Annotated in this window: 21 protein-coding genes; 8 read left to right on the top strand and 13 right to left on the bottom strand. The window is 59.8% G+C overall.

Annotation, left to right across the window (positions count from 1 at the left end; translation table 11 throughout):
- Positions 1-127 precede the first annotated feature (127 nt).
- The 3 genes from KF814_16290 (at position 128) to KF814_16280 (ending at position 3,594) form a co-directional block, all read left to right on the top strand.
- Positions 128-946: a polyphosphate kinase 2 family protein gene (locus KF814_16290; GenBank protein ID MBX3237706.1), complete on the top strand. Its 819-nt coding sequence runs from the start codon at positions 128-130 to the stop codon at positions 944-946.
- 92 nt (positions 947-1,038) lie between these two features.
- Positions 1,039-1,926 carry a DUF4412 domain-containing protein gene (locus KF814_16285; GenBank protein MBX3237705.1) on the top strand — a complete coding sequence of 296 codons (888 nt, stop codon included), beginning with the start codon at positions 1,039-1,041 and terminating at the stop codon, positions 1,924-1,926.
- A 1,131-nt stretch (positions 1,927-3,057) separates the two neighbouring features.
- On the top strand, positions 3,058-3,594 hold the full coding sequence (locus KF814_16280) for a mechanosensitive ion channel family protein (protein MBX3237704.1): 537 nt from the start codon (positions 3,058-3,060) through the stop codon (positions 3,592-3,594).
- Positions 3,595-3,686: 92 nt separating this feature from the next.
- Here KF814_16280 and KF814_16275 read toward each other — a convergent pair whose 3' ends face one another.
- Positions 3,687-4,367, bottom strand: a complete 681-nt coding sequence (locus tag KF814_16275) for a hypothetical protein (GenBank protein MBX3237703.1) — start codon at positions 4,365-4,367, stop codon at positions 3,687-3,689.
- Between the two features lie 102 nt (positions 4,368-4,469).
- Here KF814_16275 and KF814_16270 point away from each other — a divergent pair, with 102 nt between their 5' ends.
- The 4 genes from KF814_16270 to KF814_16255 all read left to right on the top strand — a co-directional run bounded on the left by KF814_16270 (position 4,470) and on the right by KF814_16255 (position 8,430).
- Positions 4,470-5,468 carry a ParB/RepB/Spo0J family partition protein gene (locus tag KF814_16270; GenBank protein MBX3237702.1) on the top strand — a complete coding sequence of 333 codons (999 nt, stop codon included), beginning with the start codon at positions 4,470-4,472 and terminating at the stop codon, positions 5,466-5,468.
- Between the two features lie 131 nt (positions 5,469-5,599).
- Positions 5,600-6,088 carry a CBS domain-containing protein gene (locus KF814_16265; protein MBX3237701.1) on the top strand — a complete coding sequence of 163 codons (489 nt, stop codon included), beginning with the start codon at positions 5,600-5,602 and terminating at the stop codon, positions 6,086-6,088.
- 88 nt (positions 6,089-6,176) lie between these two features.
- Positions 6,177-6,527 (top strand): 4a-hydroxytetrahydrobiopterin dehydratase, encoded by a 351-nt coding sequence (locus tag KF814_16260; protein ID MBX3237700.1) that lies wholly within the window; start codon positions 6,177-6,179, stop codon positions 6,525-6,527.
- 40 nt (positions 6,528-6,567) lie between these two features.
- Complete coding sequence (locus KF814_16255) at positions 6,568-8,430, top strand: RiPP maturation radical SAM C-methyltransferase (protein MBX3237699.1); 1,863 nt, start codon at positions 6,568-6,570, stop codon at positions 8,428-8,430.
- A gap of 97 nt (positions 8,431-8,527) precedes the next feature.
- Here KF814_16255 and KF814_16250 read toward each other — a convergent pair whose 3' ends face one another.
- The 3 genes from KF814_16250 to KF814_16240 all read right to left on the bottom strand — a co-directional run bounded on the left by KF814_16250 (position 8,528) and on the right by KF814_16240 (position 10,079).
- On the bottom strand, positions 8,528-8,860 hold the full coding sequence (locus tag KF814_16250) for an arsenosugar biosynthesis-associated peroxidase-like protein (GenBank protein MBX3237698.1): 333 nt from the start codon (positions 8,858-8,860) through the stop codon (positions 8,528-8,530).
- 22 nt (positions 8,861-8,882) lie between these two features.
- Positions 8,883-9,152: a hypothetical protein gene (locus KF814_16245; GenBank protein ID MBX3237697.1), complete on the bottom strand. Its 270-nt coding sequence runs from the start codon at positions 9,150-9,152 to the stop codon at positions 8,883-8,885.
- 105 nt (positions 9,153-9,257) lie between these two features.
- Positions 9,258-10,079, bottom strand: a complete 822-nt coding sequence (locus tag KF814_16240) for an inositol monophosphatase (protein ID MBX3237696.1) — start codon at positions 10,077-10,079, stop codon at positions 9,258-9,260.
- Positions 10,080-10,314: 235 nt separating this feature from the next.
- Here KF814_16240 and KF814_16235 point away from each other — a divergent pair, with 235 nt between their 5' ends.
- A complete protein-coding gene (locus KF814_16235; protein MBX3237695.1) occupies positions 10,315-10,824 on the top strand; it encodes a winged helix-turn-helix domain-containing protein in 510 nt (169 codons plus the stop codon).
- Positions 10,825-11,088: 264 nt separating this feature from the next.
- Here KF814_16235 and KF814_16230 read toward each other — a convergent pair whose 3' ends face one another.
- The 9 genes from KF814_16230 to KF814_16190 all read right to left on the bottom strand — a co-directional run bounded on the left by KF814_16230 (position 11,089) and on the right by KF814_16190 (position 20,904).
- A complete protein-coding gene (locus KF814_16230; protein ID MBX3237694.1) occupies positions 11,089-12,015 on the bottom strand; it encodes a UDP-3-O-acyl-N-acetylglucosamine deacetylase in 927 nt (308 codons plus the stop codon).
- A gap of 371 nt (positions 12,016-12,386) precedes the next feature.
- Positions 12,387-14,099 carry an acyl--CoA ligase gene (locus tag KF814_16225; GenBank protein ID MBX3237693.1) on the bottom strand — a complete coding sequence of 571 codons (1,713 nt, stop codon included), beginning with the start codon at positions 14,097-14,099 and terminating at the stop codon, positions 12,387-12,389.
- Positions 14,074-15,231 (bottom strand): citrate synthase, encoded by a 1,158-nt coding sequence (locus KF814_16220; protein MBX3237692.1) that lies wholly within the window; start codon positions 15,229-15,231, stop codon positions 14,074-14,076. Before KF814_16220 ends, KF814_16225 begins: the two co-directional genes overlap by 26 nt.
- Positions 15,218-16,132, bottom strand: a complete 915-nt coding sequence (prpB, locus tag KF814_16215) for a methylisocitrate lyase (protein MBX3237691.1) — start codon at positions 16,130-16,132, stop codon at positions 15,218-15,220. Before prpB ends, KF814_16220 begins: the two co-directional genes overlap by 14 nt.
- A gap of 2 nt (positions 16,133-16,134) precedes the next feature.
- A complete protein-coding gene (locus tag KF814_16210) occupies positions 16,135-17,529 on the bottom strand; it encodes an MmgE/PrpD family protein (GenBank protein ID MBX3237690.1) in 1,395 nt (464 codons plus the stop codon).
- Between the two features lie 21 nt (positions 17,530-17,550).
- Positions 17,551-18,324 carry an enoyl-CoA hydratase/isomerase family protein gene (locus KF814_16205; GenBank protein ID MBX3237689.1) on the bottom strand — a complete coding sequence of 258 codons (774 nt, stop codon included), beginning with the start codon at positions 18,322-18,324 and terminating at the stop codon, positions 17,551-17,553.
- 27 nt (positions 18,325-18,351) lie between these two features.
- Positions 18,352-19,140 carry a methylmalonyl Co-A mutase-associated GTPase MeaB gene (meaB, locus tag KF814_16200; protein MBX3237688.1) on the bottom strand — a complete coding sequence of 263 codons (789 nt, stop codon included), beginning with the start codon at positions 19,138-19,140 and terminating at the stop codon, positions 18,352-18,354.
- A 2-nt stretch (positions 19,141-19,142) separates the two neighbouring features.
- Positions 19,143-20,081 carry a hydroxymethylglutaryl-CoA lyase gene (locus tag KF814_16195; GenBank protein ID MBX3237687.1) on the bottom strand — a complete coding sequence of 313 codons (939 nt, stop codon included), beginning with the start codon at positions 20,079-20,081 and terminating at the stop codon, positions 19,143-19,145.
- Positions 20,059-20,904 carry an enoyl-CoA hydratase/isomerase family protein gene (locus tag KF814_16190; GenBank protein MBX3237686.1) on the bottom strand — a complete coding sequence of 282 codons (846 nt, stop codon included), beginning with the start codon at positions 20,902-20,904 and terminating at the stop codon, positions 20,059-20,061. Before KF814_16190 ends, KF814_16195 begins: the two co-directional genes overlap by 23 nt.
- Position 20,905: the final 1 nt, after the last annotated feature.

The following is a 20,905-nucleotide window of genomic DNA, read 5'->3' as shown; positions in this document are numbered from 1 at the left end:
ATATCGCGCAATTTTATCGCCGACCCCTGTAGTCCCCGATCGCACCGATCGCCACCCCCGCCTTTCCAAACCCTTCCCGGAAGCGTATCGTGAGCAAGAGACGTTGTGTTGGACCAGGGAGGTTGAAATGAAACGCTATCTCGTGAAGCCAGGAAGCCGCGTCCACCTTGCCACGCTGGATCCCGATGACACCGGTTCCTACAAAAAGAATGAAGATGGAAAAAATAACGCCAAGGCGGCGGCGGCGGGATTGATCGCCAAACTCGACCAACTGCAAGAGCGGTTGTATGCGAACGGAAGCCGCGCCCTGCTGATCGTCCTGCAGGGCATGGATACGAGCGGCAAGGATGGGACGATTAAGAGCGTCATGTCGGGCGTGAATCCGCAAGGCTGCCGGGTGGCGACGTTCAAGGCGCCCACGTCCAAGGAGTTGGCCCATGACTTTCTCTGGCGGGTGCATCAGGAAGTGCCTCCCAAGGGATTCATCGGGATTTTCAACCGCTCGCACTATGAGGATGTGCTGATTACCCGGGTGCATGGATGGGTGTCGGATAAGGAGGTGGGGCGGCGGTTCGACCAGATTCGCGAGTTCGAAGAGCTGCTGGCCGAGCACGGGACGGCCATCGTGAAATTCTTTCTCCATATTTCCAAGAAGGAACAGAAGGAGCGGCTGGAGGAGCGCATCAGAGACCCTGAGAAGCGCTGGAAGTTCAGCGAGGGTGACCTGGAGGAACGGAAATTGTGGGGGCGGTATATGGAGGCCTTCGATGACGTGATTTCCGCGACCAGCACGGACTGGGCGCCTTGGTATATCGTGCCGGCCGACAGAAAATGGTACCGCAATTTAGTTGTTGCCGACGTGGTGGTAAAGACGCTTGAAGCGATGAAGCTTGCTACGCCGTCCGCCCCGGAAGGGGTCGATTTCGATCGATTGAAGATACGCTGAGCCTCATCCGGCGCGCTCCTGGATTCACCTCAGACGCTGGAGTACACTAGAGCCGGCCTGAGCGCGGTCACTCTAACCTGGAGTCTTGCACCATGAACATTCGCACCAGTGCGTTCGTCCTTGCGATCGGAATGCTGGGCGTACCGGGGTTGTCGAAGGCCGGGGACTTTGAAGGTATCCTGCATATGAAGATGACCCATTTCGACATGGGGAGTCAGCCCACGGCCATGGATTGGTATGTCAAGGGCGACATGGCGCGGATGGAACGTAAGCGGCAAGAGGGCCAGAATCACGTGATGATCATGGATGGGCAGAAGCGCACCATGGTCATGTTGATGCCCGAGAAGAAAGTCGCCATGGAATTCAACCTGGACGCCGCGAGCGACAAAATGGGCGATCTCATGAAGGAGGAGATCGACAAGAAATCAGTCGACCGCACAGGAAAGACCGATAAGGTGGCCGGCTATTCCTGTGAAGTCTGGCGCGTGATCGATAAGGAGACCAAAAAGTTGGAACTTGAAATCTGCGTGGCGAAGGGATTTGGGCGCGGCGCCACAGCCTTCCTGGATCCAAAGCGAGTGCAGGATTCTTCACAGCCTGCATGGGTCAAGCAACTGGTCAAGGAAGGCGGGTTCGGACTGCGGACCATCCACTTTGGAGAGGACGGCAAGGAATCGTCACGGTCCCAAGTGACGGGGGTTGAGAGGAAAAGCCTCGACGCCAATTTGTTCACCGTGCCGTCCGACTATGCGCGTCAGAACTTGAGTGACATTGCGAACAAGATGAAGGCGGGGCGCGAGCAGATGCAACAGGGCCAAGGCGGAGCCGATTTCGAAAAGATGATGCGCGATGCCAAACAGCGCCGGGCTCAGCGGAGCGGGGACGCCGCAGCAGGCGGCGAGGCTCCGCCGGAGGCGGCGGAAATGATGAAGAAGCTGCAAGAAATGATGAAGAAACAACAGCAGCAGGGAGGCCAGTAGAGCTGATCACGTCGAGTGATCCTGCGTCGACCGACAGCGGAGTCAGCCGGCCTGCGCTTGACAGAATCTTCTAACGAGCGTACAGAAGGAAGTGCGGCCCTATTTCGGATGGCTGTGGGGCGTCGGACAGACCGTACGGCTGTCACCCAGGCACCCTACGAAATCCCATAGCAGAGAGGAGGGTAGACGATGGACGATACTACTCCACCTGGCCCGCTAGGCCCGTCGATCAGACGGCAGGCGCTTCGTCGGTCGTACTAGCCGGTTCTCCATGGGCGGTGCCGCCCGGCACACGCGACGCACTCAACCTCACTCGTGTTCGACGCCCCAGTTCGAGAGCCTTCCGCTGGTACTGTGAGTGGTTCACCCATTCTCTTGCGCATGGCTGACACAGACTGAAGCGTACAGTTCCCTTCCTTCGACGGGCCCTCGCAGGGCCGCGACAATTGGATAACGACCACGGCGTCCCAAGCGCCACGAGCGGGCCCCTTCCGGATAGGGGCCCGTTTTGTATTGATGACTCATGCCCAGCCCGACCAAGTTCTTCCGATGACGATGTTCGGAAATCGGCTAGGGCCGAATTCCCTGTTGACAGATTTTCTCGCAGGCGTATGATACGCGCGTGGTCCACAGTTAAGAGTTCGTTCACTGTGACGGGGTTTGTCAGCGGCGCGCGCCCGCCAATTCCCCGCCACTCCTCAACCGGGGAGGTTCACAATGGAAGAACGCAGTCCACCGGGCCAGAACGGCCTGCCGAACTGAGGGCGGGCTTCTCGTCGGTCATCGCTCCCCACACTTCTCCGGTGGTGCCTCACGGCACATGACCAACAGGAATATCGCCTGTGCGTATGACGAAGGCGGCACGAGCGGTGAGGAACACAAGCACCTGGGATTATTGATCCCCCGACAAGAAACCCCACGTCTCTCGTTCTCGAGCGGGTCTCTGCGATAGCACAATTGAACGCACTTCGGCGTCCTAAGCGCCAACCACGGGCGACCTCCCACCGTAGTGAAGGGTCGCCCGTGGCATATCTGCTCCCTTCTTTTCCGCTCCCGTTTCCTTCCACACATGGCATATAGTCGACCTCATTGTCCGTATCCTCGTCTGAGTTCGGCGTGAGGGAGGTGTATATGTCTTTTCTCGAGCAATTGGTTCAGGGCGATTTTGTGAATCCCGCCACCCTGATCGGGGCGGCGTTCTACGCCTTCTTGTTCATCTTGATTGCTTGGTTCCTGGCTCGCTTGATCCGGTTGGCCGTCCGGCGCGTGGAGCACCTGCTGATCGACCATACGGCCTCTACGCTTCTGGTGCGGTTAGGCCAGGTGGTGGTCTATACGCTGGCGTTGATCCTCTACATGAATGCCATTCCGCAACTGCATGCCTTGGGCACAGCCCTGCTGGCCAGCGCGGGAGTGGCGTCTATCTTGTTCGGATTGGCCGCACAGAGCACCTTGAGTAATTTGGTCTCCGGATTCGCGCTTTTGTTCTATCAGCCCTTCGAGGTCGGCGACCGGGTCCAACTTTCGGCGCCCACGGGATTGGAGACCGGTGTGATCGATGAGATGACGATGGGCTATATCGTCGTGCGCACCGCCGATCAGCGGATGATCGTGGTGCCGAACAGTGTGGCGGCGAACCAAGTGGTGGTGAAACTGGGGACGGCGTAGGAGCGTATAGCAAATGGCTTATAGCCTATGGCGGCGATGGGACTCTTCCCTTTCAGGGTCCTAGGCCATACGCCATCTGCTCTCAGTCGATTTCATATACGGTCCGGGTAGTCGGAAATGATGCCGTCCACCCCAAGGTCGCACAGGCGTCGGATCTCGGAAGGTTCGTTCACGGTGTAGGCGAAGACACGTCTGTCGAGGTTGTGATAAGTCTGCAGGAGAGCGGGGGTGATCGTCCAAGAATGCAGGCCGATATATGTGGCGCCGACCGCTACGGCATCGGCCACCGGATCGGCGGGCAATGGGTTTCCGAGCAGGACCATGAGCTGCGCCGCTTCGTGGGTATGCCGGACCCGTTGCAGCTCCGGGATCAGGAATGAGGCATAGATGAGCGGGCCGGTGAAGCCGGTACGTTTGACGATCAGCGCGGCTTCTGGGCCGATCCCCTCGGCCTTCAATTCAAGGATGATTCCGAGCGCACCGGAGGCGATTTCCAAGGCCTCTTCCAAGGTCGGAATGCGTTGCCAGTTGCCGGCATTGAGCCGCTGCAATTGATCAAGGGTCATCTCCGCCACCAAACCGGTCTTGTTCGTAGTCCGGTCGACGGTCTCATCGTGAATCAAGACGAGATGACCGTCTGATGTGGCGCGGAGATCGACTTCAACGAGGTCGGCGCGGCAGGCCCGAGCCTTCCAAATGGACGCCAGCGTGTTCTCCGGGGCGTGGCCGCAGGCTCCTCGATGACCGATGCGGAGGACAGACGAGATAGCCACCTCCAATGCGCATATTCCGGCGCGAGCCCCTGGCGATGATCCCGGCATGCTTGGCGACGGGGGCTTTCTTTTCAACCGCCACTTCCCTACCATATTTCTCGTATGTCTGCAAAGAAAGTCACAGCGAGCAAGCCGCCCGATGGGACGAGGAGGCGGCGAAAACCAGCCGGCGCCTCCACAGGCCTGATTGCCAAAGATTTGCAGGGGGTCTCGCCTCCGGCTGATGTGGTGGCCCTGCAACGGACGATTGAGGGAGACGCGGGACGGGTGCTGGCCACCTACCGTGAACCGTTCGGCGGGCGATGGCTCCTGCTCGCGGCCCTGCCGATCGAGTTGGTCGAACCAACCCCCTATCAGCGCAATCTGTCGGATACCCATGTCCGGAAATTGGAAGCCGTGATCAGCAAGCTGGGCCGATTCTTGGATCCGATTATTGCGGTGCATGCCCACCAGCCTGACCGCGCCGCCAAGTATTGGACTCCGAACGGACACCATCGCCTTTCGGCGATGCGGACGTTGGGCGCCAAGAGCATCACGGCCATCGTGGTACCGGAAGCGACCGCGGCCTATCAGATCCTGGCACTCAATACGGAAAAGGCGCACAACCTCCGTGAAAAGGCCCTCGAGGTCATTCGTATGTACAAAGAGCTGGCTCGGTTGGATGGGGCGACCGAGGATACCTATGCGTTGGAGTTCGAGGAACCGGCTCTGATTACCTTGGGGCTTTGCTATGAAGAGCGCCCTCGCTTCAGCGGCGGAGCGTATCATCCCGTGTTGAAACGTGTGGACACGTTTCTTGCGCAAGCCCTGCGGACCGCTATCTCAGTGAGGCAACAACGGGCTCGCATGCTGCTGGATCTGGATGATCTGGTGGTCACACAGGTTGAGGCTTTGAAGGCGAAGGGCTTGACGAGTCCCTATCTCAAGAGTTTTGTGGTCGCGCGGGTCAATCCGATCCGGTTTCGATCCAAAGAGGCTCCGCTGCTCTCGTTCGATGAGGCCCTGGAGCGGATGAGCAAGGCGGCGGCGAAGTTCGATCCCGGCAAGATCAAGATGGATGACCTTGCGAAATCCGGAGGGGCTCCCGACGAGGGCGACTGATTCACGGCAAGATGGTTCGCTGGCGACGGGGCTTGCATTGCATTTCCGCGGAGCACCAGAATACATCATCGTTTCCCCCATCATTGGAAGCCGCGGCCCTGCGCCACGGCCCTTCACCCAAGGAGGCTGCCATGCTCGTAAAGGATGTCATGTCGACCGGCGTGGTGACGGCGCGTCCGACCGATTCGGTTCGTTCGGTGGTGACCAAGATGCTGAGCCGGCATTGCGGCTCAATTCCCATCGTCGAAGAGGACAATCTGCTGGTGGGAATGGTCACGCTCCGTGACGTCCTGCTCCCGCTATATCCCAACTACGGGGAATACATTCACGACAACGTCCACAGCCGAGACTTCGTCGAAATGGAGGAGGGTTATGCCGACGTCCTCGGACAAAAAGTTCAAGATATTATGAGCCTCAATCCGCTGACGGTCTCTCCGGCCGTTCCGGTGCTGGAGGCCGCCTCTTATATGGGGCTGAAGAATTTTCGGCGGATCCCGGTGGTGGAAAAGGGACGGCTTGTCGGCATCGTCAGCGTTGGAGATATCAACCGCGGATTGTTCTTCCAGGGGGCGCATGTGACGCCGGTAGGAGAATCCGTGGAACTTGGAGTGCGCCGGTGATCATCCGGTTGCGGGCGCGAAGGCGGCCCTCGTAGAATACCCGCGGACAAGCGGCAGACGTCCCCGCATTCGTCTATAAGGAGTTGCCATGAGTCTTGCGGACAATAAGTGCGTGCCTTGTCGAGGCGGCGTCCCTCCCCTCCCCGCCGATCGCACGCAGTCGCTATTGAAGGAATTGGGGCGAGGCTGGACGCTGAATCCGGCCGGTCATCTTGAACGGTTGTATACCTTCAAGGATTTCGCCCAATCCTTGGCCTTTGCCAACAAGGTCGGCGCCGTCGCCGAGAGCGAGGGGCACCATCCCGATCTGTACGTAGCCTGGGGGAAGTGCAAAGTCGAGATCTGGACGCACAAGATCAACGGCCTGACCGAAAGCGATTTCTACCTGGCTGCCAAAGCCGATCGCGAGTTCGAGCCGTTCAGGGCGGCGATGACGTGAGACGCGGCGAGGCCCGCACCATGGGACACCGAGGCATCAGATGAGCGACATGGCTCCGGTGGCGCTCGTCAACATGCCCTTCAGCTATTCGAAGTATCCGTCCATTCAGCTAGGCACCCTATCGGCTTTGCTGAAAGCGAAGGGGGTCGGCGTCGATTGCCACCATTTGAACGTGCGGTTTGCGCATCGGATCGGCGTGCCGCTGTACGAATCGATCTGTGAGAAGCGTGCGCTGTTCGGCGAGTGGCTGTTTTCCTACCTGTTGTTCCGCGAGAACCCGAAGCGGAGCGAGTACCCTCGCGTCTTCAAGCCCGTGTTCGAACAGATCGCCCGGGAGAGCGGACATCCGATGGGCTTTTTCGAAGACATGGCCACAAGGACCGCGCCGCAGTTCTTGATGTGGGCCCTCACGGCCATCGACTGGGGGCAGTATAAGATCGTGGGATTCACGTCGACCTTCGATCAAAATGTCGCGAGCCTCACGATGGCCAAATTGATCAAGGACCTGTATCCGCAGGTCAAGATCGTCTTCGGCGGCGCCAATTTCGACGGCGAGATGGGACTGGAGCATTTTCGGGCGTTCCCCTTTATCGACCATGTGGTGGTGGGCGAAGGAGAAGTCACGTTTCCCGCTCTGGTCGAGCAGGTGCTGACGGGTCAGCCTGTTGCCGATATCAAAGGTGTCACATATAGAGAGCAAGGGAAAATTCGGTTCGAGCCCAATACTGCGCTGTTTACGGATTTCGCCAAGACCGGTCCCCCAGACTACGACGATTACTACCACTTACTGGCCGAACTCGGCACAGAAGCATCGCGGGGGTTGGATCGGATTCTTCTGTACGAGGGGTCGCGCGGCTGTTGGTGGGGGGAAAAGCACCATTGCACCTTCTGCGGGTTGAACGCGCAGAGCATGAAGTTTCGCGCCAAGTCTCCCGAACAGGTCGCAGACGAAATGGCCCATCTCTCGAGCCGCTACGATACGACGCGATTCCGGCTGGTGGACAACATCATCGACATGAAATACGTCGAACAGTTGTTTGGCAAGTTCGCGGAGGATCGTCGCGATTTGGATGTGTTCATCGAGACGAAGAGTAATCTGCAGAAGCCGCAAATTCGGACCCTCGCAGTCGGCGGAGTGAAATGCATGCAGCCCGGGCTGGAAAGTCTCAGCCAGACTCAGTTGCGGGCCATGGACAAGGGCGTCACGCCCATGCAGAACATCGTCTGTCTAAAATGGAGCTTTTACTATCGCGTCGCGGTGTCCTGGAATATTCTCCTTGGGTTTCCCGGAGAAACGAATGAGGATTACCGGCGCCAGATCGATCTTATCCCTTCTCTCTTCCATCTACAGCCGCCCGAAGCCTCTGGGAAATTTTGGCTCGAACGGTTCAGCCCGTATTACACCAGGCCGCAGAACTACGGGGTGCGGATCACCGGTCCCGGCATGGCCTACGAGTATGTGTATGACGGCAGGCAGGTGGATTTGAGCAAGATCGCGTACGATTTCGAGTATGAGCTGGACGATTGGAACGTCGATCCCCACCTCTACCAGGAACTGTCGGATGTCGTGATCGAGTGGCAGCGACGTACCACATCGTCGGATCGGCCGTTTCTGTATTACTCAAAGGCCTTCGAGTACGTGACGGTTTATGACGGACGGAATCCCGCCGCGCCCACGCGTGAGCGGTTCGATGCGCCGGCCTCCTGGGTCATCGATCTGTGCAATGAAGCACCAAAATCGGTCGATCAACTGCGGAAGGCCATTGCGGAAGAGCGGGCCGAGTCGGCTGTGGATCATGCACAACTCGGGGAGGTACTCCAGGCACTCACTGCGAAACGAATTCTCTACGAAGAGCGGGGGAAGTATTTCACCCTCGCTATCCCCGAACACCCCTACTACTGACCGTCGACCGGCGTTCGTGAAGCGTATCTGTTGGAGAAGAGCGTTGCTCGGCTTCCCTGCGGGATACGAGCGACGCTTCACGAGTCCCGCGGCGGGTTCACATGGAAAGTTTCTCGGCCACGTTGCGCATTTGCACCCCGTGGACGAGTGAGGCGCCGCCGCGGATCGCGCAGGCGACGTGTACCGCTTCCGTCATCTCTTCGGTATTCGAACCCTTTTCCAAACAGGCCTGCGTATAGGCGTCGATGCAATAGGGGCACTGCACCGCATGAGCGACGCCGAGCGCGATCAAGGCCTTTTCCCGCTCGGTCAGCGCCCCTTCCGCGAAGACGGCGCTGTAGTAGCTCATGAATTTTTCCCAGAGTTCCTTGTTGCCCTTCCCGATGTCACCGAACTTGCCCAGGTCCTTGGGATGATAGTAGGTGTCCATGCAGGCTCCTTCACCGGAACTTTCAGGCATTCCCTGGTGGGTCTGGTTCGACGTCGCTCAAGGTTTGGGAAAAGCGATTGCCGACGATGGAGGTAACTTTCCCCATCAGATCGCCGATTTCCTTCCATTCATCCGGGCTCAGGTCCGCTTTGATCTGGGGATGAATCGCCCACTCCGCATTGACGAGCTTGCCCTTGCGGGACACGTTGACGTGCAGCAGCTCAACGTCCCACACCTCTTGTTGGTTGGGCGAGGGTGTCGGCGGTTTCGATGGGGGAACTTGGCTGGCCATGGTCCTCTACTCCTTCACAAAAATCTTACAGAATGGGCATGATACTCCATCGGATTCGAGGCTGTATATGGGGGATCGGCGCGTGAGCCCGGAAGAAGCGCCGTATCAGGATTCGTTGGCGTGGTGGTTCAGTGCAGCCAGCAACTCGTGGTGGATGTGCCCGTTCGTCGCGACCAGTTCCTTATCGTAGAGAGAGAATCGGCCTGCGGGAAATCCCGACACCAGACCCCCCGCCTCCTGCAGAATGACCGCGCCGGCGGCCATGTCCCACGGGCTCAGCTTGACTTCCCAATACCCGTCCAGTCTCCCGGTCGCGACGTAACAAAGATCCAGCGCGGCCGAGCCGGTGCGCCGGACTCCTTGCGCGCGCAACGAGATTCTTGAAAAGTGATCGAGGTTGTTGTCGGCGGTTTCCCGGATGTCATAGGCAAATCCGGTCACGAGTAATGCCTTTTCGAGTTGCCGCACCGAGGAGACCCGAATCGGTGTGCCGTTTAGAAACGCCCCCCCACCGGTTTGAGCGGTGAATAGTTCTTGCCGGACCGGATCGAGCACCACTCCCAGCAGGCCCTCCCCGTCATGCTCCAGGCCGATCGACACGGAATAAAACGGAAAGCCATGCGCAAAGTTGGTTGTGCCGTCCAGCGGATCGATGACCCAAAGAAACGGAGAATCCGATTCTCCGTCGCGGCCGCGTTCCTCCGCAAGAATGCGGTGATCCGGAAAGCTGGCGCGGATCGCGGCGACGATGCAGTCCTCCGCTCCCCGATCGGCGTCGGTCACCAGGTTGACCACGTTCTTGTAGTCGATATTGAAGCCTTTTTTGGCGTGATCCAGCAGGACTGCCCCTGCCTTTTGGGCTGCATCGACCGCAACGGTGAGCAAAGCAGCGCGTTTCTCGGTGGTGACAATCAGTGGGGTGCTCATGCGGCCATCCTACCATAGGTCGGGGATGGCCATGGCGTTCATTTCGGGAAGCTATCTAAGACATTGAAATTATGAATGGTAATGTCTGCTTGATCTTGCTAGGCAAGGCTTTGTTTGCAATTGATTGCACACGAGGCATATACGCGGGATGTGCGATCAAAGTAAATACTATGAGTGCTTGACATAATTGGAAAGCTTTGCTAATAAGCAAGTATGCTTTGTTGAGGTCTTGCTTGTGGAAGAATTGACAGACATTCTGGTCGGCCTCGAGCAGCGCATCAGCGCGTACCGCAATCGCTTTCAGGAACTGGAGAAAAAGCGGCGCCGGCTTGATGACGAAATTGCCACGATCAAGAAATACCTCGAGTTGGCGGAAACGCTGTATCGCGTTGAAGCCGACAAAGCCAAACTGGCCAGCCTTTCCAGCCAAATCATCACCGACGAAAAGGGCGTTCGCCCCCTGCCGGTCACGGATGTGACGGATCAATCACGGGAAATTCTCCTTGGAAAAAGCAAATACGTGGGCAAGAGCGTGCCGGAAGCGGCATATCAAATACTTCGAGAGGCCAACCGTGCGATGCATGCCAAAGAGCTGCTGCAGCGGCTGCTCGAGGGCGGGCTGCAGATTAAGGGGAAAACCCCGTTGACCTCGGTTGCCACCTCGTTGAAGCGGGACAAGCGGTTCCGCAAGGTTGGGCCGAACACGTTTGAGCTTCTGACGGAGCAGTTGACCGAAGCAGTGTAGTGCAGGACCACTTAATGTGTGAAGGGAGGTGAGAGTCTTGGCAACGAAGAAGGCAGCGAAGAAGAAGAAGAAGTAAGTAAGTCCCACCAGGATTTACACGCCGGGGGTAAGGCCACTTGCCTCCGGCGTTTCTTTTTTGAGGCGACTGTTTGGCGAAGAATTAGGGGTGGTCACGCCCTGTGGACGTGAACAAAGGGAATAGCACTCGCAGCCCTGATGCTGCAGGAGAGAAGTCTCACCGCTGACGGGAGAATGGTAAAAGAGTTAGACGGCGAGTGACGGAACCGGGCGCAGCAAGCCAAGCGACGACCGACTGTCGGATGACGGCGTCGGGTTTTCTGCGGTCAAGAGCACCCACTTGTCTCGCTGAGCCAGGATCTGCTCGACGAGCTTGGTGTGCATCGCGTGTCCCGATCGTTCCGCAATCACGTGCCCGATGAAGGGGAATCCCAAGAGCGCGATGTCGCCGATGAGATCGAGCACCTTGTGGCGGACGAATTCGTTGGGGAAGCGGAGTCCAGTCTGATTCACGACGCCCTGCTCGGATAGTACGACGGTGTTATCCAGCGTGCCGCCCTTGCCCAATCCCCTCGCCCACAAGGCCTGAACCTCGTGGAGGAAGCCGAAGGTTCGTGCTTCTGCGATTTCTTGTTCGAACGCCGCGGCAGAGCAGTTAAACGTATAGGACTGTGTCTGGATCAGCGGATGGTTGTAGTGAATGGAGTATGTAATCCGCGGCGTTGAGGATGGTTCGATCCTGACGCGGCGGGCTCCATCGACCACTTCGATGGGCTGCATGATCTTGACGTACGCTTGCCGGCGAGCCTGCTGAATAACACCGGCGGAGCGGATCAAGCGAACGAAGGGACCAGCGCTGCCGTCGAGCACCGGTACTTCTCCGGCGTCCACTTCGACGTAGGCGTTGTCGATTTCCATGCCGGCCAAAGCCGCCAAGAGATGTTCGATCGTCTTGACCTGCTGACCGTTAACGCTGATGGCGGTGCATAGTTCCGTGGGAACTTTATTCGATACGGCTGCCGGCAACAATGTTTCGCCGGAACCATTCCGATAGACAAACACGATTCCCGTATTCGGGGGAGCTGGGCGGAGCGTCATCGTGACTGCGTGGCCCGAGTGAAGTCCTACGCCTGAACAGGTGACTGGTGAGCCGATTGTTTGCTGGAACCGCACGGTGCCTCCTCTGTGACGCGAGCTGTAAGTTAAGCAATGCCCGTGCCAAATCGGATCATTATCGTAACTGATTGATAACGTGATTAAATTTGTGTGTATGGCGGGTAGGGGATATGTTGCATAAATCTTACATCTGTTGCTTTTAACAAGAACAACTGGAACATTGTCCTTGAAGTCACGAGCGCAACCATCGCGGACTGACGCCCATTGTAGTCTCCTGAGACTGCCCGGCTCTCATTAATGACTAGAGAACCGTGCGATCTTGATAGCACTACACGGTGGGTTTACTCAACACAAGAAAAGCAAAAGGTTGTGTGGCAGGGGTGAGTAGGTCGCTGCGGGAAAGGTCCGACCGATGAGCCTATGGGCTCCTATTCCCTGAACTGGTGATCCTGGTACGAAGCAAGACTCGGTGCGAGACGCCCTTTGAGCTCCAGTCGTTTGGGTTTGCCGGTGGAGGTATAGGGAACCTCCGTACCGAAGATCACCACTTTGGGACATTTAGAAAAGGGAAGAGACCGTCGACAATGCAGAAGCACGTCCGTCTCCGTCGGCGGTGAAACCGTATCACGGGGGACGACGTAAGCGGCGATCTCCTCGCCGTAGTAGCGGTTGTCGAATGGCACCGCCATGGCGAAGCGGACCAGGGGGTGACTTTTCAGGGCGTCGTCGATCTCCAGGGGTGAGATGTTCACACCGCCGCGAATGATCAGCTCCTTGAGGCGCCCCGACACGAAGAAGAACGGGCGGCCTTTTCCATCCCGTTGATAGAACCCCTCGTCTCCGGACCGGAACCAGCCCCACTGAAAGGCGGCCTGGTTGGCGTCCTCCCGCTTGAAATATCCGGCACAGACAGTGCCGCCACGGATACAAATTTCTCCTCGCGCGGATTCCGGAAGGACCCGGCCCTCTTGGTCCAGGATGGCCATTCGGTTGTGCCGCAGTGCGACGCCGATGGAGGGGAACTCATGGTCCCTCAGCCAGTGCCGGTGTTCCTCGACCGACAAATCGTTCGGCAGGAAGCAACAGTAACAGGTGGTTTCCGACAGCCCATACCCATGTCGAATGGGGAAATGAAAGCGGTCTTCGAAACGCGCGGCCGTTTCCCTGAGGAGCGGCCCCGCACCGCAAATGAAGCCGTCGAACCGGTTGAGCCGATAACGCGAGACGTCTTCGTCCGCATCGAGGAGGAATTCGAGCAGGGTCGGCACCACGCTCACACAGGTGATCTGTTCCGCTTCCAACGTCCGCCAAAAACCCGCGCTCTTGAAACGGCGATTCAGCAGGATGCTTCCCTTGCAGTAGAATGGAGTCACGAGCGTCACCACAGTACCGTTCACATGGTGAATCGGCAGGACGCACATCAGCCGGTCGTTCGTGCCAAGCCGATGCCAGTCCGCGATGGCATCCGCGTCGATCAGCAGATTCCGCATGGTCAGGACCACCCCCTTCGGCGGCCCCGTCGTCCCCGAGGTATATACGATGAGAGCCTCGTGGTCTAACGAGCAGGGGCGGAGGTCTGCGGCAGCGGCAGTTGCCGGCTGCCTCTCGCTGATTGGATTGGCGTCAGCCTGTACCCGGTAGCCGGTGTCCGTGAAGATCATGATTTGCCGGAGACCGGGCAGCGTCGATTGAAGATCCAGGAGTTCGTCCCTCCGATCATGCCAGCAGCACAGGGCTGAACATTCCGCATCCTCGAGAATGAACCGTATCTTGTCCGTCGACTCCTCGATATTGATGGGAACGATCGCGATGCCCATCCGCCAGGCCGCAAAGTACAAGATTGCCGTCAGATCATGGTTGAACAGGACCGTGGCCAGGCGTTCTCCCCGGTGGAGCCCGGCCCGGTCACGGAGAAAGGCGGTCATCCGTTCCACCGCCGCTCCGAATTCCGCGTAGCGATATTCCCGGCGGGTGGCGAGATCTTCGTCGTTGTAGGTGAGGCAGGGATGTGAAGCCAAGGCGGAATCGCCGACACGGGAGTCGAAAAACTCCGCGAAGGAATTCCAGGGGAGCGTCCACGATCCACTGTCCTGCTCCCGAGCCTGGGCAATATGGTCAGCGACGGAGCTCGATTGGTACATAGGTTTGCAACGGAGGTCCCGTATAGAGGGCCCTGGGACGGATCAGCCGATTGTGGTCTTGCTGTTCCGTCACATGTGCGCACCAGCCGGTGATGCGGGAGCAGACGAAGAGCGGTGTATACAGGTCCCGCGGAATCCCCATAAGGAGATAGGCTACGGCCGTATAGAAATCGAGGTTGGGGTACAGGCCCTTTTCTTGTTGCATGGCACGGTCGACGATGCGCGCAATCTCATACCAGCGGCGATCGCCGCACAGGCTGCTGAGCGTCTCGGCATGCCGTTGAATGATTGCTGAACGGGAATCGCCCTGTTTGAGCACTCGATGCCCGAACCCCATGATCCGCTGTTTGCCCGCCAATCTGTCATGTAGCCAAGGCTCGGCCCGATCAGGTCGGCCAATCGCCAAGAACATGTCAGCGACGGCCTCGTTGGCGCCTCCGTGAAGCGGTCCCTTCAACGTTCCAATCGCCGAGGTGACGGCGGAATGAAGATCCGTCATCGTCGATGCCGTGACGCGAGCCGAAAACGTGGAGGCATTGAATTCATGCTCCGCGTAGAGCGTAAGCGACAAGTCCAACACGCGGGCCATGGCGGCGGCAGTGGCGTCACCTCTTCGGTCGGTCACGAGGTACAGGAGGTTGGCGGCGAAGGTCAGATCCGGCCGGGGTTGCGCCAGGGGCATCCCGTGCCTCAACCGGTGCGCCGTCGCGATTACCAGCGGGATCTGCCCGAGCAAGCGAATCGATTTGCGCAGGTTGGCCTCATGGGAGTGGTCGGCCTCATCGGGATCGGTCAGCCCGAGCAGGGAGACGCCGGTCCGGAGCACATCCATCGGGTGCGCCGCGGCCGGAACGGCATGCAGAAAGGCGTCAATCGGCCGAGGCAGATGGGATTCCGACGTGAGCCGCGCATGAAATTCTTCCAGCTCTTTTCGATTCGGCAACGAGCCGATCAATAACAGATGGGCCACTTCTTCGAACGAACCATGCTCCGCCAGATCAGTGATGGCGTATCCGCGGTAGGTAAGCCCGGCTTCTCCTTCGTCGACATGGCACAGCTCCGTTTCTCCTGCGATGACTCCGTCCAAGCCGGGGCTGTAGGTTCCCCTCTTGCTTGTCTCAATGGTCGGCATGGTGGCGATCCTCCGATTGGTAGTGCAGGTCGCGTTCGCCAAAGGCGTCATAGCGAAGCAGGTCGTACAACTGTTGCCTGGTTTGCATCCGGTCCACGAACCCATGTTGCGTGCCGAGTATTTTGAGTTCTTGAAGCGCCTGCTCGACAGCATGGGTTGCGACCCGAAGCGCCGTGACGGGGAACAGAACCACGCGGTAGCCAAGATCCTCGAATTCGGAGAGACTCAAATACGGGGTCTTTCCGTACTCGGTCATGTTGGCCACCAGCGGGAGCGTTCCTCCCTTGCCGGTCAATCGTCTGGCGAACGAGCGAAACTCATCGGCGGACTCCAAGGCTTCCGGGAAAATCGCGTCGGCTCCGGCATCCACATAGGCCTTCGCCCGGTGCACCGCTTCCTCAAGGCCTCCGACGGCGCGGGCATCCGTGCGCGCGATGATGACAAAATCTCGATCCCGCCTGGCATCGCAGGCCGCGCGAATCTTGCTCGTCATCTCGCCGGTCTCGACGAGTCGCTTGCCGGGAAGATGTCCACATTTCTTCGGTAGCTCCTGATCCTCGATCTGCATCCCGGCTAAATCGGCCTGCTCGAACAGCCTTACGGCGCGCGCCACCGAAAGCGGCGGGCCGAAGCCCGTGTCGGCATCCACAATCGCCGGGATCGCCACCACTCCGGCGATTGCGGCGGCATCGGCGGCCACCTCGGTCAGCGAGAGCAGTCCGATATCCGGCAGACCGCGAGAGGCCGAGAGACCGGCACCGGAGACATAGACCCCCTGGAAGCCGGCTCGTTCGATCTGCAACGCGGTCAAGGCATTGAACGCGCCGGGCATCGCCACCGTTTGCTTTTCGATCAGTTCGCGCAGACGACGCGCTCGACCGATGGGCTGTTTCAGCGGCATGGTCACCTTCGATTGATCTGCAAGAGCGGCATCAACCGGCCGATGTCTTTCACCTGTTCGAGCGTCCAAACCCGGTCGATGAGTCGTGAGATCCCAGCCCGGTCCAATTTCCTCGATGCCAACCGGCGAAACTTCTCTTCGAGGTCAGCATCAGACATGGGGTGTTTGGGATGTCCGAGGGGATGGTCGACCTCCTGCACGTAGGTCTGACCGTCCGTCGTCCGAAGGGTGATGCGCGTCGGCATGCTGTGGGGATAACAGCCGGTGAACGCCGGGACGGTCACCACGCGAATCTTCTGCATTAGTGTAGTCACGGCTTCGTCGGCCATCCGTTTCTCGGAGAACGAATCCAGCGTGATGGCGCCGTCCAACAATGCGACCGCCACACAGTAGGGAAAACTGTGATCGGCGGTTTCCCGCGTCTGCGGGGCCCACTTCTCCGGGTCTCGGCCGATGATTTCGACCGCCACGTCGTAGCTCCCGATTTCAATTTCGGCGATCGCGGCCTGCACATCACCCTGTTCCGTCTTGAGGAGGCGTTCCCGGATCGCCAGCGCCGCCTCCACGGCTGTTTGGGCGTGGTATTCGACGGGGTAGTGTTTGATGTAGGTGTCCACAATCTTAAAGGGCACGGGGGCATTCGAGCTCTGCTCGCCTCCGAGGGCCGGGAGCTCGAACGGTCCCGAGACGAGTTTCATAAACCCCTTTTCCCCTTCAAAAATAGGAGAGGGCCCTGTCATGCCGTGTTGCGCCAACCGGGCCGCGAACACCGCGTTGCGCGCGGCGTTCGCAAAGGCGCAGGCTTTCCACAGGGACAGGTCGCCGACGCGGGTCTGCCGCAGCGCGACGTTCGCGACACCGGCCAGATTGATCGCGTGCCGAGTCTGGTCCTCGGTGAGCTTCATGACTTTAGCCACGGCAAGCGCCGAGGAGAAGGGGCCGTAGGTCACGTGGTCCCAGCCGCGCGGGCGCAGGGCCGCGGCGTCACAGAGACGGCATTGGATTTCATAGGCCAAGGCGATGGCTTGGATCACGCGTTTGCCGGACGCATGAGCCACTTCCCCGGCGGCCAGGACCGCCGCCAGGTTGTCGGAGGGGTGGGCCGGTTCCTTGGCGAGGTAGGTATCGTTGTAGTCGAGATAGCGAACCGCCGTGCCGTTCGCGAAGGTTGCGAGCTCGGGGAGCGTCCGGTGATGTGTGCCCCAGACGGTGGCGCCGCCTCGCATCGTGGTCGATGCGGCCGCTTTCCGAGCAATCCGGCAAGGCGGTGCGTTCCAGCCCCCGAACGCGCAGGCCAGGCTGTCCAGTACCCGGCGCTTCACCTCATGGCAGACCGCGTCCGGCAACTCGTCGAAGCAGAGGGCATGACCGTATCGAACCAGTCGATCCGTCAGCATTGCGCCCCTCGCTGTCGGTTCTTACACATCCACCAACTTGGCCTGACGTTTCTCGAGAAAGGCTTGTACGGCTTCCTGTTTTTCCGGCGTCGTACATAACCGGCCGAACAGTTCCGCCTCCCGTGCCAATCCTTCCGAGAGCGGTATGTCGAGGCCCCCTCTGATTGCATGGAGCGCGGCTTCGATGGCGTTCTTTCCCCTGGCGGTCATCCGCGCGGCAATCGCTGCCGCCTCGCTGAGCAAGTTCTGTAACGGTACCACTCGACTGACCAAGCCGATGCGCCGCGCCTCCTCCGCCGAGAGGCTTTCCCCCGTCAGAATCATCTCCGCCGCGTTCGAGGCTCCGACGACACGCGGCAATCGCTGCGTCCCGCCGAAGCCGGGGATGAGCCCAAGTTTCACTTCCGGGAGTCCGAGTTGGATGCTTTCTGCGGCGATGCGGACGTGGCAGGCCAGAGCCAATTCGAGCCCGCCGCCGAGGCAGGCGCCGTTGATCGCGGCGAGGACCGGTTTATTCAGCCGTTCGATCCGATTGAACAGCGACTGCCCCCGTAGCGCGAACTCCGCGCCCCCGTGCGCGCTGTTCAGGTGGGCCAGTTCGTTCACGTCGGCTCCGGCGCAAAACAACCGTCCGGTCCCGGTGATGATCACCACACGCACGTATTCGTCTTCTTCAAGCTCACTCAACACGTGGTCCAGTTCTTTGAGCAAGGCCAGGTTGAGCACATTGGCCGGGGGGTTGTGCAGCGTAATCCGTGCGAGATGGTGTGAGATCGTGAGCAATTGGTGCGGCATAACGTCCCTCGCTGTGCAGGGCCCGGTTCAGGTGCGTACAATCGGAACGACATCGCGGCCGAGATCCCGCAGCCGTTGATGCGCGGCGATCGCGGTGAGGAGATCTGTCAGCCCCTCACCGGTCGTGGCCACGGTGCGGAGCACGGTCGGACACCATTCGCGGAGATCGTGCAACGTGGCGTCCGCTCCGGCCTGGTCGCCCTTATTCACCACGACAATGTGCGCCATCTCCAGCAATCCCGCCTTCATGGCCTGCACCTCGTCCCCCAGTCCCGGCGCCACGACGGCCAAGACGGTGTGGGCCACGTCCATCACGTCCACTTCGTTCTGACCGACGCCGATCGTCTCGATCAGGATCATCATATAGCCCGCCGCCTCCAAGACCTTCGCGGCATCGCCCGTGGTGCGAGCCAAGCCTCCGGGATGACCACGTGTCGCCATGCTGCGGATGTAGACGTCGCGATCCAGGGCATGGTCTTGCATTCTGATCCGATCGCCCAGTAAGGCACCGCCCGTCACACGGCTGCTGATGTCGACCGCCAGGACTCCGACTTTCATGCCGAGGCGGCGATACGCGCCGACCAGTCGGTTGATGAGGCTGCTCTTTCCCGCACCCGGATACCCTGTAATTCCGACTACCGCAGCGGCCTCACCCGGTGGGGCCAGGTGGTGCAGTGCCGCGGTGCCGTGCGGATGCTGATCCTCCAGCAAGCTGATCAGGCGGGAGACGGCTCGAACCTGGCCGGACTTGACCTGCTCCGCCAGGGCGAAGGCCGAGTAGGCTCGTGGTTCCTGTTGCTGTGCGGCAATAGTCATGTTCACACGCTCACACCAGCCTGTGCCGGCGATAGCCGCGAGAGGCGGGACGAGAGGGGATGCATCAAGACGCTTTCCAACCGTCTGGCCGCCGCCGCCGCCATCCACTCGTTCACGCTGACGGCTGCACCGGATGCCTTCAACGCATACACCACGTCTTCGGTCGCAACGTTTCCCGAAGCGCCTGGGGCATAGGGGCAGCCGCCAAGCCCGCCGGCAGAGGTATCGAAGGCCGCGATCCGGTACTCCGTCCACGCGACTAAGACATTGGCGATTGCCATGCCGTAGGTGTCATGAAGGTGCAGCGAGAGACGAGTCGTCGACACGTGCGGCACGACGGCATCCAGCAGCCTGCGAACGTCTGGAGGCGCAGCCTTCCCGATCGTGTCTCCCAGGGAGATCTCATCCACCCCCAGGTCCAGGAGGTGCCGCATCACGTCGACGACGCGCGAGGGCGGAAGCAGGCCCTCGAAGGGGCAATGGGTGACGGTGGAAATGTATCCCCGCACGATCATTCCGTCCTGTTTGGCGCGGGAGACGACCGGCTTGAATCGTTCGATCGATTCGCGAATGCTGCAATTGATGTTGCGTTGAGTGAACGACTCCGACGCGGCGGTGAATACGGCGATCTTGCTCACCGACGCGGCCCTGGCCCGCTCGAGCCCCCGCTCATTCGGCACGAGCGCGGAGTAGATCACTCCCGGCCGACGCGGGATCATCCGGAACACCTCGTCGGAATCCGCCAACTGCTGGATCGCCCGCGAGGACACGAACGACCCCACCTCGATTTCCGTCACGCCGGTCCGCGAAAGGGCGTCGACGAATGAAACCTTGGTTGCCGTCGGCACGTGGGTCGATTCATGCTGCAACCCGTCCCGCGGACCCACTTCAATGATTCGAATCGCGGGCGGGACCGGGTTATGTCCGTTGTGGTTCGGCATCGCGCAAGGTTCCTTGAGCGAGTTGCGTCGCGTCACCCTGTTCGTCCCAGACCGGCGGGCGTCGTTCGTGGAAGGCCCGGAGCCCTTCGCGTGCTTCCGCCGAGAGGCGGGCCTGGACGTTCTTGTCGATGCAGAGCTTCCACTGCTGGTCGTCGGGAAGGCTCGGCAGACGACGGAACAGAGCCTTGGTTTCCCGCGCCGCGTGAGGCGCGAGCCGCAGGACCATGTCCGACAGTTCATCGACTCTGGCGTCCAACGCCGTCGCTTCGAGCAGGTCATGGACGAGGCCTGCTGCCTTGGCCGTTGCGGCAGAGAACGGCTCCCCGGTCAAACTGTACCGATGCACGAACGACAGACCGCACTTCCGAAGAAGGAACGGGCCGATGACGGCCGGGATCAATCCCAGACGGACCTCGCTGAGACCAAACGTCGCGTCCGCCGCCGCCACCGCGATATCGCAGACTGAGATCAATCCGACCCCGCCTCCGAAGGCGGCCCCTTGGATTCGCCCGATCACCGGACAGGGACAAGCCTCGATCGCTCGATACATGGCCGACAAATCCTCCGCATCCTGGCGCGCTTCTGGTGGTGAAACGGTTCGTTCCGTCCCCATCCAACGGAGGTCGGCACCTGCACAAAAGACTGATCCGGCGCCGGTCAGCACGATCGCGCGCACGGAAGACTCCGCTCCCAACCGGCGGAATGTTTCGCAGAGTTCGGCGACCATCCCGGCATCAAACGCGTTCCGGCGGTGGGGCCGATTGAGCGTCACTCTCACGAGGCCCTTGTTCGACTGAACGAGAATCGAGCTGCATGCCTGCATG

The sequence above is a fragment of the Nitrospiraceae bacterium genome, from assembly GCA_019637075.1.
GTDB lineage: Bacteria > Nitrospirota > Nitrospiria > Nitrospirales > Nitrospiraceae > JAHBWI01.
The sequence above is the reverse complement of the archived record's forward strand: the minus strand, read 5'-3'. Positions and strand labels throughout refer to the sequence as shown.

What these genes read in the sequence shown, in the direction of transcription:
- KF814_16290 (MBX3237706.1), top strand. Translation starts at nt 128, where the DNA reads ATGAAACGCTATCTCGTGAAGCCAGGAAGCCGCGTCCACCTTGCCACG.
- KF814_16285 (MBX3237705.1), top strand. Translation starts at nt 1,039, where the DNA reads ATGAACATTCGCACCAGTGCGTTCGTCCTTGCGATCGGAATGCTGGGC.
- KF814_16280 (MBX3237704.1), top strand. Translation starts at nt 3,058, where the DNA reads ATGTCTTTTCTCGAGCAATTGGTTCAGGGCGATTTTGTGAATCCCGCC.
- KF814_16270 (MBX3237702.1), top strand. Translation starts at nt 4,470, where the DNA reads ATGTCTGCAAAGAAAGTCACAGCGAGCAAGCCGCCCGATGGGACGAGG.
- KF814_16265 (MBX3237701.1), top strand. Translation starts at nt 5,600, where the DNA reads ATGCTCGTAAAGGATGTCATGTCGACCGGCGTGGTGACGGCGCGTCCG.
- KF814_16260 (MBX3237700.1), top strand. Translation starts at nt 6,177, where the DNA reads ATGAGTCTTGCGGACAATAAGTGCGTGCCTTGTCGAGGCGGCGTCCCT.
- KF814_16255 (MBX3237699.1), top strand. Translation starts at nt 6,568, where the DNA reads ATGAGCGACATGGCTCCGGTGGCGCTCGTCAACATGCCCTTCAGCTAT.
- KF814_16250 (MBX3237698.1), bottom strand. Translation starts at nt 8,860, where the DNA reads ATGGACACCTACTATCATCCCAAGGACCTGGGCAAGTTCGGTGACATC.
- KF814_16245 (MBX3237697.1), bottom strand. Translation starts at nt 9,152, where the DNA reads ATGGCCAGCCAAGTTCCCCCATCGAAACCGCCGACACCCTCGCCCAAC.
- KF814_16240 (MBX3237696.1), bottom strand. Translation starts at nt 10,079, where the DNA reads ATGAGCACCCCACTGATTGTCACCACCGAGAAACGCGCTGCTTTGCTC.
- KF814_16225 (MBX3237693.1), bottom strand. Translation starts at nt 14,099, where the DNA reads ATGTACCAATCGAGCTCCGTCGCTGACCATATTGCCCAGGCTCGGGAG.
- KF814_16220 (MBX3237692.1), bottom strand. Translation starts at nt 15,231, where the DNA reads ATGCCGACCATTGAGACAAGCAAGAGGGGAACCTACAGCCCCGGCTTG.
- prpB (MBX3237691.1), bottom strand. Translation starts at nt 16,132, where the DNA reads ATGCCGCTGAAACAGCCCATCGGTCGAGCGCGTCGTCTGCGCGAACTG.
- KF814_16210 (MBX3237690.1), bottom strand. Translation starts at nt 17,529, where the DNA reads ATGCTGACGGATCGACTGGTTCGATACGGTCATGCCCTCTGCTTCGAC.
- KF814_16205 (MBX3237689.1), bottom strand. Translation starts at nt 18,324, where the DNA reads ATGCCGCACCAATTGCTCACGATCTCACACCATCTCGCACGGATTACG.
- meaB (MBX3237688.1), bottom strand. Translation starts at nt 19,140, where the DNA reads ATGACTATTGCCGCACAGCAACAGGAACCACGAGCCTACTCGGCCTTC.
- KF814_16195 (MBX3237687.1), bottom strand. Translation starts at nt 20,081, where the DNA reads ATGCCGAACCACAACGGACATAACCCGGTCCCGCCCGCGATTCGAATC.
- KF814_16190 (MBX3237686.1), bottom strand. Translation starts at nt 20,904, where the DNA reads ATGCAGGCATGCAGCTCGATTCTCGTTCAGTCGAACAAGGGCCTCGTG.